The 12344-nt window shown below is 36.7% G+C and carries 11 protein-coding genes; 2 read left to right on the forward strand and 9 right to left on the reverse strand.

The window, feature by feature from the left end:
* Positions 1 to 34: 34 nt before the first annotated feature.
* Together RCG20_RS05335 and RCG20_RS05340 are read right to left on the reverse strand one after the other, a co-directional pair.
* Positions 35 to 928 (reverse strand): deoxyribonuclease IV, encoded by an 894-nt coding sequence (locus tag RCG20_RS05335; RefSeq protein WP_308183207.1) that lies wholly within the window; start codon positions 926 to 928, stop codon positions 35 to 37.
* A gap of 21 nt (positions 929 to 949) precedes the next feature.
* Positions 950 to 2263, reverse strand: coding sequence for a DEAD/DEAH box helicase (locus RCG20_RS05340; RefSeq protein WP_308183208.1), 1314 nt, complete (start codon positions 2261 to 2263; stop codon positions 950 to 952).
* Positions 2264 to 2536: 273 nt separating this feature from the next.
* Between RCG20_RS05340 and vrrA the strand changes: the two genes are divergently transcribed.
* Both vrrA and RCG20_RS05350 read left to right on the forward strand, forming a co-directional pair.
* Positions 2537 to 3157, forward strand: coding sequence for a VrrA/YqfQ family protein (gene vrrA / locus RCG20_RS05345; RefSeq protein WP_308183209.1), 621 nt, complete (start codon positions 2537 to 2539; stop codon positions 3155 to 3157).
* Between the two features lie 225 nt (positions 3158 to 3382).
* On the forward strand, positions 3383 to 4327 hold the full coding sequence (locus tag RCG20_RS05350; protein ID WP_308183210.1) for a 4-hydroxy-3-methylbut-2-enyl diphosphate reductase: 945 nt from the start codon (positions 3383 to 3385) through the stop codon (positions 4325 to 4327).
* 68 nt (positions 4328 to 4395) lie between these two features.
* Here RCG20_RS05350 and RCG20_RS05355 read toward each other — a convergent pair whose 3' ends face one another.
* The 7 genes from RCG20_RS05355 to RCG20_RS05385 all read right to left on the reverse strand — a co-directional run bounded on the left by RCG20_RS05355 (position 4396) and on the right by RCG20_RS05385 (position 11985).
* Positions 4396 to 5511, reverse strand: coding sequence for a Nif3-like dinuclear metal center hexameric protein (locus RCG20_RS05355; protein WP_308183211.1), 1116 nt, complete (start codon positions 5509 to 5511; stop codon positions 4396 to 4398).
* Positions 5508 to 6218: a tRNA (adenine(22)-N(1))-methyltransferase gene (locus RCG20_RS05360; RefSeq protein WP_308184294.1), complete on the reverse strand. Its 711-nt coding sequence runs from the start codon at positions 6216 to 6218 to the stop codon at positions 5508 to 5510. The genes RCG20_RS05355 and RCG20_RS05360 overlap by 4 nt, the downstream gene beginning before the upstream one ends.
* A 112-nt stretch (positions 6219 to 6330) precedes the next feature.
* A complete protein-coding gene (cccA, locus tag RCG20_RS05365; RefSeq protein WP_308183212.1) occupies positions 6331 to 6702 on the reverse strand; it encodes a cytochrome c550 in 372 nt (123 codons plus the stop codon).
* Between the two features lie 267 nt (positions 6703 to 6969).
* Positions 6970 to 8109 (reverse strand): acyl-CoA dehydrogenase family protein, encoded by a 1140-nt coding sequence (locus RCG20_RS05370; protein WP_308183213.1) that lies wholly within the window; start codon positions 8107 to 8109, stop codon positions 6970 to 6972.
* 429 nt (positions 8110 to 8538) lie between these two features.
* Complete coding sequence (gene rpoD, locus RCG20_RS05375; protein ID WP_308183214.1) at positions 8539 to 9669, reverse strand: RNA polymerase sigma factor RpoD; 1131 nt, start codon at positions 9667 to 9669, stop codon at positions 8539 to 8541.
* 36 nt (positions 9670 to 9705) lie between these two features.
* On the reverse strand, positions 9706 to 11520 hold the full coding sequence (dnaG, locus tag RCG20_RS05380; RefSeq protein ID WP_308183215.1) for a DNA primase: 1815 nt from the start codon (positions 11518 to 11520) through the stop codon (positions 9706 to 9708).
* 114 nt (positions 11521 to 11634) lie between these two features.
* Positions 11635 to 11985 carry a DUF188 domain-containing protein gene (locus tag RCG20_RS05385; RefSeq protein WP_374120512.1) on the reverse strand — a complete coding sequence of 117 codons (351 nt, stop codon included), beginning with the start codon at positions 11983 to 11985 and terminating at the stop codon, positions 11635 to 11637.
* Positions 11986 to 12344 lie beyond the last annotated feature (359 nt).

Below are 12344 nucleotides of genomic sequence, written 5' to 3' on the forward strand. Positions count from 1 at the left end.
GAGCTGTGCACCTGCACAGCTCTCTTACTTTTTCCTATGATTGCAAAATTAAATCGAGTAGGTTGTCATTAAATATTCCTTTACGGAGCATTTCAATTTCAAATTTATATGGTGCCTTTTTATTATTCTTATCTTCACCCACATAGGGAGTCTCTAAAATTTTGGGAATTTCTGTTAGCTGCGGATGGTGAACAATATAATGTAGGGCTTGAAAACCTATATGACCAAAACCTATATTTTCATGACGATCCTTTCTCATTCCCATTGCATTTTTACTATCATTCACATGAAGCACCTTCAGTCGATCAAGTCCAATAATCTTATCAAATTCATTTAATACCTCATCGAAGTTCTCAACAACTTGGTAGCCAGCATCATGTGTATGGCATGTATCAAAGCAGATGGAGAGCTTGTCATTATAATTAACTCCATCAATAATCATCGCCAATTCTTCAAAGGTTTTACCACATTCAGATCCTTTTCCAGCCATTGTTTCGAGAGCAATTTGAAGATTTTCTTTCCCAGTCAGAACCTCATTTAGTCCCTCAATTATTTTCTTAATACCTGCCTCTGTACCGGCACTTACATGTGCACCAGGGTGAAGAACAATTTGTCCAGCACCCAACGCCTCAGTCCGTTCAATTTCAGTCCGGAGAAAGTTAACTCCTAATTCAAAAGTGGCAGGATTTGTTGAGTTACCTATATTAATAATATAGGGTGCATGAACAACAATTTCAGAAATGCCGTTCTCCTCCATATGCCTTCTTCCTGCTTCAATGTTTAGATCTTCAATTTTTTTTCTTCTTGTATTTTGAGGTGCACCAGTATAGATCATAAATGTATTGGCATTATAGGAAACTGCTTCTTCACTTGCCGCTAAAAGCATATTCTTGCCACTCATTGAAACATGTGAACCTATTTTCAACATGTAAGCAACACTCCTTCCATGTTATTTTCCCCGATTTAATCTTCTTTGACGTTTTTTGATTTGGTCCATTTCGAACTGCATTTTCTTTTTATATCCTGGCTTTACCTTTTGTGGCTTTTTAATCATTGATTTTGCAAGTTTATCGGTATCATCCTCTTGCTTTTTGCGCGTTTTTCTTTTATTACGAGCCTCAAGTTCAACAAACTTATCTTGTTTTATATCCACCTGTTTAAATTCAATACCCATTTTTTCCAAACGATTTAAAGCATCTTCATCTGATGCTTCGTAAATGGTTAGGGCAATTCCTGAATTACCAGCTCTTGCGGTTCTCCCAACTCGATGAATATAGAAGTCAAGATCTGTAGGTAGCTCATAATTAATGATATGACTAACACCCTCAATATCAATCCCTCTTGCCGCAAGGTCAGTCGCTACAATGTATTGATATTCAAGATCTTGGATTTGCTTCATCATCCTTTTTCGTTCCCTTGGATTTAAATCACCATGGACCCGCCCTGTTTTTAGTCCCTTTTCAATTAAATAATCTGCCACACTGTCAGCCATCTTTTTGGTATTGGTAAAAACAATCGCTAAATAGGGATTGAACTGTACCAATGAATCAAAAACAAGCGCCTTTTTATTCCGATGCCTTGATGGCAAAAGGAGGTGTTCTAAGTTTTCTGCAGCAATGTTCTTTGATTCGATGTGAACAAATTTTGGGTTTTCCATATACTTCTTAAGGAAAGGTTTAAGCTTATCAGGAATAGTTGCTGAAAAAACCAACATTTGCAGGTCAGTTGGCATTTTCGCAGCAACTTGATCAACCTCTTCAATAAAGCCCATATCTAGCATCATATCGGCTTCATCAACGACTAAAACTTTTGCAGTATGAATAAAAAGGGCTTTTTCATTCATAAGGTCTTTAATTCTTCCTGGTGTACCAACAATAATATGTGGCTGAACCTTTAACTTTTCAATGGTCCTTTGTTTATCCGTTCCACCTATATAGCATCTTGCCATAATAGCATTCTCAGGACTACAATGTTCAATTACCTTTAGTATTTGATGATAGATTTGTGATCCAAGCTCTCTTGTTGGCGCGCAAATGACAGCTTGTACTTCTTTACGACTAGGATCAATACGTTCAAGAATTGGCAAAACATACGCGTGCGTTTTACCCGTTCCTGTTTGTGATTGACCAATTGCACTTTCACCCTTTAAAACAAGCGGAATCATTCGTTCCTGAATTTCGGTAGGTTCATTAAAGCCAAGTTTGTTTATTGAATTTATAATAAATGGTTGAAACTTGTAACGATCAAATTGATTTACCTTCATAAAATTGCTCCTTAACATCTATTCTTGTCTAGCAATAACACTTTTTTATGTTTTTGCTATTGTTACTGCAGGCCGCGGCATTTACTGTTCATCCTGTTATTATAGTAAAGATCGGGGTAAATCTCCACCTTAACTCGTTTTTTATTATCATCATTTACGTTTATTCCTATTTTAATCATTATTTTTTATAGCAATTTGTGGTTCCCACCTAAACATAATTCAACATGACGCATACTTTAAAGAAGAAAGATATATAGGAAAGGAGGCTATAATATGCAACCAAGAATCCCAATGCAAGGTGGGATGGGACCAAGAATGATGGGACCTCAGTTTGGAGGAAGGGGACCTTCGATGGGGATGGGGATGGGGATGCCTCAAAACAGAGGGATGATGAACCCTATGATGGGCAGGCGCCCTCAAATGGGCCAAGGCGGTGGATTCCTTTCAAAAATTTTAGGCAAAGGAAATCAAGGTGGTGGAATGGGCAGACTTGCAGGAATGCAGGCACCAGCACGAGCTACAAGTGGTAGTGGTTCCTTTCTACAAACTTTAAGTAATCCAGGTGGACTTTCAAGCATTCTAAACAACACACAACAGGTTTTAAGAACGGCTCAATCAATTGGCCCGATGATTCAGCAATATGGACCAATTGTAAAGAATCTCCCTGCTATGTGGAAGCTCTATAGAGGTCTCAAAGATTCTTCAAACGATACAGATTCCGCTAAAGATTCTAAAATAGAAGTAAGTCAATCGGAAACGTATTCTGAATCAAGCGAAAAAGATTCGCAAAAACATGCGAATAACATCACTTCGAAAAAGAATGGACAGACAACTTCTAATAAAAAAAGAGCTGTTAAAGAAAAAGGTGCTTCTGTTCCGAAACTATACATTTAAATTTTATATCCTTAAAAGTAGAATGCCGGGGACGGCATTCTTTATTTTTTTCCCAAAAAAAATTAAAGATCAAATTAAATAGAATAAATTCACGTTATAGATAGGAAAAACTTCTTTGTATAAAGCCCTTAATTTTTATATAATAGTATGGAAGTTTTAAGTAAAATACTTACAGAAAAATAAAACCAACTGGTTGGACAGTTTCGAAATAGGAGGAGCCTCTTTATGGATATAATAAAAATTTCACCACGCGGCTATTGTTATGGTGTTGTTGATGCTATGGTTATTGCCCAGAATGCTGCATTGGATAAAACATTACCACGTCCAATCTATATTTTAGGTATGATCGTCCATAATCAACATGTAACGGATGCATTTGCTGAAGAAGGAATAATTACGTTGGATGGAAATAATCGGAAAGAAATCCTTGAAAAGGTTGACAAGGGCACTGTCATCTTTACCGCCCACGGAATTTCCCCAGAGGTTCGAGTGCTTGCAAAAGAAAAGGGTCTTGTTACGATTGATGCAACTTGCCCTGATGTAACAAGAACACACGACTTAATTCGTGAAAAGGTAAAAGAAGGTTATCAAATTATCTATATTGGCAAAAAGGGACATCCTGAACCAGAAGGTGCTGCAGGTGTTGCTCCTGGATTGGTCCATTTAGTTACCTCACTAAGTGAAGTTGATGACTTAGATATTAGTTGTGAACATATAGTGGTTACAAATCAAACAACCATGAGCCAATGGGATGTTGCAGATATTATGAAAAAGGTTCAAGAAAAATATCCACATGCTGAAACCTATAACGAAATTTGCCATGCTACACAAATACGTCAAGAGGCTGTAGCTGAACAAGCAACAGTTGCCGACGTCACTATAGTTGTTGGGGATCCTAAAAGCAACAACTCCAATCGTCTTGCACAAGTCTCAGAGGAAATCGCTGGAACGAATGCATACCGCATTGCCGATATAACAGAGCTTAAAATTGAATGGATTAAAGATGCCTCAACTGTTGCTGTTACTTCGGGTGCATCAACGCCAACGCCAATAACAAAAGAAGTAATCGAATTTCTTGAACAGTTCGATCCAAATAATGAAGCTACCTGGGTTCGTACAAGAAAAGTACCGCTCAAGAAAATCCTTCCAAAAGTAAAAGCGGAGTTATAATGCCTTTTTTAAAAAAATAAAAGCTACCTTGAGAATTGAAAAAAGAACCGAATTCGGTTCTTTTTATTTTATATAAATTGAAAAGGATCTGTATTAATTTCTGAAGGGAAAATCTCAACTTCATAACCAGAGTCACTACAAAACTTTCCAAGCTTTATTGCAACACCTTTTTTCATGACTTTCTCAACATTATGACCAGGGTCGATCATATTTAATCCAAGCATCATCGCATCATGTGCAGTGTGATAGTATATATCACCCGTAACGTATACATCTGCCCCCTTAAATTTGGCATGATTGAAATATTTGTTACCATCCCCACCAAGAACTGCCACCTTTTTAACTTTTGAATTAACATCTCCGACTACTCGAACCATGTCTACCTTTAATGCTATTTTTAATTTTTGTGCAAATTCTCCTAAAGTCATTTCATTGATCGTCCCAATCCGGCCAAGTCCAAGAAGCTCACCTTTATTTTCAACAGGGTAAATGTCATAAGCAACTTCCTCATACGGATGTGCTTTTAACATAGCTGTTACTACCTTTTTTAGAAGTGGTTCTGGAACTATCATTTCAATCCGTACTTCATCAACGGTTTCTAGTTCCCCAGGCTCTCCAATATAGGGGTTAGTTTGCTCACCGGGTAAAAATCTCCCAGAACCTCCAACGGAAAAGCAACAGTGGCTATAGTTCCCTATAAAGCCTGCTCCAGCTTTTCCAAGCACCTGTCGTATTTCATCTGCATTTTGAGCCGGAACAAAAACAACGATTTTCTTTAATGGAGTTTCATAGGTGGGAATAAGCACCTCCGTGGTTTCTAAACCTATCGCTTCAGCCAACAGATCATTTACTCCACCCATTGCAATATCAAGGTTTGTATGTGCCGCATAAACGGCTATATCATGCTTTAGTAACTTCTCTACCATTCTTCCCTGAATGGTATCTGTAGTGATCTTTTGAAGCGGCCTATAAATGAAGGGATGATGGGCAATGATTAGCTGAACATTCTTTTCAATCGCCTCGTCAATCACAGTTTCTAAAACATCAAGAGCAATCATTACTCGCTCAACCTTTTTATTCAATCGACCAATCTGTAAACCAATTTTATCTCCCTCCATCGCTAAACTTTTAGGAGAAAATTGTTCAAACAGTTGGATAATTTCATAACCATTTGCTTTTTTCATTCAGCCAAGACCTCCTCTACTAACTTAATTGTCAGCAATAATTCATGCTTCTTCTGAACAGTTTCAGCAGTTTTTGAGGCATTCTCCAGTTGTTCATATATACGCTGCCAATTTGCAATTTCAAGGCTCCACTTTTTCTTAAATGGCTCTTCCCTCTTTTGTAGTAGGAATGGACCTAATAATAGACCGGCCTCTTTTTGAGTACTGTAAGGCCTTTCTGGCTCACCTTTTTCAGCAACTAAAATTTCGTATATTTTACCGTCTTCTTCAAGTATTTCTTCACCAACTAACTCCCAGGAATTTTCCAAAAGCCACTTACGAATAGATATCGCACTTATATTCGGCTGTAAAACTAATCGTTTGACGGAATGTAGCTTTTCTTTTCCCCGTTCTAAAATACTAGTAATTAAAGCTCCACCCATGCCTGCAATTGTAATACAATCCACTTCACCAGGCTGTAAAACATCCAGCCCATCCCCCATACGGACATCAATAGCATCCGATAATTCTTCTGCTAAAACCTGCTTTCGGGCTGATTCAAAAGGTCCCGCAACAACTTCACCTGCTATAGCAAATGAAATAACGCCTTTTTTGGCCAAGAAGCAAGGTAAATAAGCATGATCAGATCCAATATCCGCTAACTTCGAACCTTTTGTAACAAATCCCGCAACTGTATCTAAACGGTTAGACAATTTTTCTGTATTCAAAATTCCCATCACACTCTTCTCATTCAGGTTACCTATTATGTAAAACAGACATAACTCTTCTTAGTATAGAAAAAGTCCTTTACATATGCAAAGGACTTCTCTTGATATAAAATTATTTAATGGTTGCAAGCCAATCAGCCACTGCAGGGGCTTGTTCTGCTGTAACCTGGTTAGGTGGCATATTGCCTTTACCTTTAGTTACAATTTCAATAAGTTGATCTTTTGAATATTTTTTACCTACACCTTTTAATGAAGGTCCGACAACACCTTGGTATTGATCACCGTGGCAAGCAATACAAGTCTGTTTATAAATACCTTCCGGCGTTGAAGCGGCAACTGTTTCTGTTTTTTCTGTTCCAGCACCTACACCCTTATCTTTGGCTATTTCCTTCGCATCACCCAATCCTTTAAAGGATAATACAAAAATTAAAATGATTCCAAAGATCCCGATGAGCATGTATGGAATAACTGCATTTTGTTTCATGATATAACCTCCCTTATGTAAGAATAGCTGTAAAAAGTTTAAATGGTCTAAAACAACTATTATTTTACTTGATAATGAACAGAAGGAAAAGCACTAAAATCACATTGTCACTATAAACTTCGTAAAAAATGTAAAAAATAATAGCATTACTTTAAAAAGAGAGTAATGAACTATAAAACGCTTACTACTTTTTAGATAAAAAACATTTATAACAGCGAAAAAAGGCTGATTAACAGCCCTTTTTGTTTATTTTTCCCTATTGTCTTTTTAACATCCCAATTCTCTAGAAATCACGATTCTTTGGATTTCAGAGGTTCCTTCTCCAATTTCAAGAAGTTTTGCATCTCTCATGAATCTTTCAACATGATATTCCTTCATGTATCCATATCCCCCATGTATTTGAACGGCCTGGTTCGTTACTTCCATGCATATCTCTGATGCATACAATTTGCACATTGCTGCTTCTTTTTTAAACGGTCTTCCTTGGTCTTTTAACCATGCTGCTTTATAAACCATATTACGTGCTAATTCTATTTTCATCGCCATATCAGCAAGCTTAAACTGAATAGCTTGAAACGAAGATATGGATCTGCCAAACTGCATCCGTTCCTTGGCGTATTGCAATGATTTTTCCAATGCTGCTTGAGCAATCCCAACAGCCATTGCACCAATTCCAATTCGTCCTCCATCAAGAGTAATTAAAAATTGTTTAAAGCCCTCCCCTCTTTTTCCAAGAAGATTTTCAGATGGGACAGACACATTTTCTAATACGAGTTCTGTTGTATTTGAAGCATTTAGCCCCATTTTTTCATAATTGTCTAAGATAGTAAAACCGTTTGCTTCTGTTGGGACAATAATTGCACTAATTTCCTTTTTTCCGTCCTCTTCACCCGTTATAGCTGTCAAAGCCATATTCTTAGCATAACTCGCATTTGTTATAAAACATTTATTTCCATTTATAACAAACTCACCATTTACTTCCCTTGCAGACGTTCTCGTTCCACCTGCATCAGATCCTGCATTGGGCTCCGTAAGACCAAAAGCACCTAATGATTCTCCCGTACAAATTGGAGTTAAATATCTTTGCTTTTGTTCTTTGGTTCCAAATAAATACAATGGTGCTCCACCCAATGAAATATGAGCAGAATAGGTAATTCCTGTGGATCCACATGCTTTGCTTAGCTCTTCAGTTACAATAGCAAAACTTACAGTATCCGCTCCTCCACCACCATACTCTTCTGGAAAAGGTAAACCCATTATCCCCATTTTTGATAGCTTATTAAATATTGCTAATGGAAACTCTTTTGTTCTATCCCTTTCAAGAGCTCCAGGGGCTACTTCTTCCTTGGCAAATTCCCGAATAGCCCTCTTAATCATTTCCTGTTCAGATGTTAAATCAAAATTCATCCCCATTACCCTCCAAGATGTTTTTTAAGAAGAAAAGCGGCAGAATTCACAAATGCGAATCAGGTTTAGCTCTGTTTGCACCGCCTTTTTACGGTGGTACTATTCATTAACTTAATGATTATTCATTCTAGATGGAACCATTTGTATTTTTTGTATGCGCTTTCTTTTATTATAAACTAATTATAACAATTTTCAAAACATTAAAATTTTAATATCACCAGAGTTATTTAACAGAACTTATTATTAAATGATTCCATGATGAAAAAGAGTGGAAAGGCCTATTTGCAAAATAAATGATTATTCAGTAAAATAAATATAGAAAGCGTTTAAAAATATAGTAAAGAAAACTCGCAGAATTTATGGATATAAATTCTGATTAGCTTAAAAAAAATAGCCTACTTCGATTAAGAAGTAAACTATCGTTTCGTTTTATTCTAAAAAGTCCTTTAAGCGTTTACTGCGGCTTGGATGTCTTAACTTACGTAATGCTTTTGCTTCAATCTGACGAATACGTTCACGTGTGACGCCGAATACTTTACCAACTTCTTCAAGTGTACGGGTACGCCCATCATCCAATCCGAAACGAAGCCGCAAAACATTTTCTTCACGATCTGTTAATGTATCAAGCACATCTTCGAGTTGTTCTTTTAATAACTCGTAGGCAGCGTGTTCAGATGGTGATGTTGCATCTTGATCTTCAATAAAATCTCCAAGATGTGAGTCATCTTCTTCACCAATTGGTGTTTCAAGTGAAACAGGCTCTTGTGCAATTTTTAAGATCTCTCTCACCTTTTCAGGTGTTAGATCCATATCTTCGCCGATTTCTTCTGGAGTTGGTTCGCGGCCTAAATCCTGAAGTAATTGGCGTTGAACACGAATTAATTTATTAATCGTTTCAACCATATGAACTGGGATGCGGATTGTTCTTGCCTGATCAGCAATGGCACGGGTAATCGCCTGGCGTATCCACCAAGTAGCATACGTACTAAATTTATACCCCTTATTATAGTCGAATTTCTCAACTGCTTTTATAAGGCCCATATTTCCTTCTTGGATTAGATCAAGGAATAGCATGCCTCGGCCCACGTAACGTTTTGCAATACTCACGACAAGTCGTAGGTTTGCTTCAGCAAGGCGTCGTTTTGCTTCTTCATCTCCATCTTCAATCCGTTTGGCAAGATTAATCTCTTCTTCAGCAGATAGTAGATCAACTCGACCAATTTCTTTAAGGTACATGCGAACAGGATCATTAATTTTAACACCAGGAGGGACGCTAAGATCATTCAGATCGAATTCATCGTCATCCCCTTTTTCTAGGTCCTTAGCATTCGGATCTTCATCATCATCGCTTCGACCGACTAGTTCAATTCCTTGATCTCCAAGAAATTCAAGAAATTCATCCATTTGTTCGGAATCTAATTCAAAATTAGCCATTCTCTCTGCAATATCATCATAGGCAAGGACCCCGGTTTTCTTTCCAAGTGCAATTAATTGGAGCTTTACTTGTTCAAAGGTCAATTCATTTTCGACCTCTTTTGAGCGGGCTGATTTTTCCGCCATATGTCCCCCTCCTTCAAAAAATCCAAAACATATAAACTAAATTTTTAGTGATTTGCGCAATTGAATAATTTCCATTGCAATTGTGGCAGCTTTTTTAAAATCTTGTTCTCGCTCAGCCACTTTTTCTTCCATTTCTTTTTCTTTTATCTTTAACCATTTTTGATAATTCAACACCTGTTTGATATAATCATTTAATTCTTGATCACTTAAATCCTCATTTATGGACATCATTTCAATATTTACCACAATTCTTCTTAGCTTGTCATCTTGAATATAGTTTAAAAACGCACTAGGATCTGGGTTTATATGATCTTCATAAAACCCTAATAAATATGTGATAATTGCTTGATGTTCATCAATATTGAAAGTGTTACCATGTAATAATTCCTGAACTTTATAGGCGACGTCCCTACTTTTAAGCATATGTTTAATCAATCGCATTTCAGCCGTATAATGTGCTGGTTTTAGCTCATTTACTTGCTTCGGAATCGACAAAGGCATGACGACTGCTTGTTTTTGCCCCTTGGAATTTCTCTTTTCAGCAAAATAATTCTGCTTTTGCTGTTGCTTTAACGCATCCAATGAAAGGGAAAATTCTGATGCAAGCTGTCTTAAGTAATGATCTCTCTCAACCGCTTTAGGTAAACTACTTATTTCTTTTAGTATTTCTTCGATATAAGTAAGTCGATCTCCTTCATCCTGAAGATTTTTTTCTCTACGGAAATAAAGAAATTTAAAGGACATCCAGGTTAAACTAGCTCCAATAACCTCAATTCGAAACTTTTCATCCCCGTATTTTTTTATATATTCATCAGGATCAAGCCTATCCGGCATCAACGATACTTTAATACTACATCCTGCTTCAGAGAGATGTTTACCTGCACGGAATGCAGCTTCCACACCCGCTTTATCGGAATCATAGCATATTGTTATCGATTGAACGTTTTGACGAATAAGGGATATATGTTCATCTGTTAACGATGTACCCATAGTAGCAACACCGTTCTCGACCCCAGAACGATCAGCAGCAATGACGTCCGCAAATCCTTCAAATAATATTACGTGTTGTGTTTTCCGAATATGAGGCCTTGCCAAATGAAAATTATATAAAATTTTACTTTTATTAAAGATGGCAGTCTCAGGACTATTTAAATATTTGGGCTCATCAGCCCCTAATGCTCTTCCTGAAAATGCAATCGTTTTTCCATTTCGGTCAAAAATCGGAAACATGATTCGATCACGGAACCGGTCAAAAAAGGTTCCATCTCTCTCACGCTTTATAACCAATCCGGCTTTCTCCATCCATTCTGGCTGAAAGTCTCTTTTTAATAAGAACTTATAAATAAAATCCCAAGAATTTAACGAATACCCAACTTGAAATTTATCAATCGAATCCCTTGTAAAGCCTCTATTAAGTAAATACTCCAATGCATGTTGACCATCTTTTGTGTTTACGAGTAAGTGATGGTAAAATTTACGTAAAAGTTCATGGGCATCATACATAGCTTGAAGCTCTTTTGAAATACTTTTTTGTTTGCTAAACTGTGTAGGATTTATTTGAAGATCAATCTGGGCTTTTTCTGCTAGCCTAATGGCTGTTTCTTGGAATGAAATCCCTTCAAGCTCCATCAAAAACGAAAAAACATTTCCACCTGCTCCACAGCCGAAACAATGAAATATTTGTTTGTCAGGTGAAACAGAAAACGATGGAGTATTTTCCCCATGGAATGGACATAATCCGAAGTAGTTTCGTCCTTGCTTTTTCAGCTGAACATAGTCACCAATTATTTCAACAATATCAATAGCTTGACGAATTTGATTAATCTTCTCTTCGGCGATAAGGTCTGCCATGAAAACAACCCCATTTTTCACTAAAAGGTATTCTGTAAATAGGTTCTAATTTCCTGCAAAATTCGACAAAATTTTCGTCAATCGAAGAACAAAATTGGCTCGGGTCCTCTAAAGTTAATGGTTTTGGATCTTTTCCATGAACTCCTTGTTTTCTTGCCTTTGTTTTAGATAACGAAAATCAAGTGCATTATAAATATCCTTTTCCTCAAATAAAGTCCCCTTTGGAGTCAGTACATGAACTCCTTTTAGTAGTAAAGTCGATGCTAAGCCAATATCTTGGGTGATGACGATTTCTCCTTTTCTTGAATGGTTCATAATATACAGATCAGCAGCTTCCTTACTTGGATCAACATGCTTCCAATCAGCATACATTGGTTCATTCATCATATGATTATATGAAACGACAAAGAGAATTTGATTGAAAATTGGGTAGCAATTTCGACAATTTCCTCTTTTGCTGGACATGAATCTGCATCAACCATAATAGTTGGAATGCCCATTTTATTAGTATTAATTCTACATCACTCCGGATATTCCTTCTTTAGCATCAAATTTTTAGAAAGGAATCTTGTCGAATTTTTTTCAGGACGTTTCCTTGACATCTAACAATAAATAGTTTATTCGTTCACATGCAAGTCTAAACCTAAAAAGATTAATTTTTATCACAATTTTTTATTATAGTACATTTTTATCCCTTTCGCCACCATTTTTCCATAATATTTTTTGCTGTTTCCTAAATGATTGTTACTATTTACCTTATACTTTCGTTTTCAAGATAAAATGGTTTTCCGCAGATGCTTTATTTCGTAATAAAAAAACACATA

This window comes from Neobacillus sp. PS3-40, assembly GCF_030915485.1.
Classification (GTDB): Bacteria; Bacillota; Bacilli; order Bacillales; family Cytobacillaceae; genus JAUZPL01.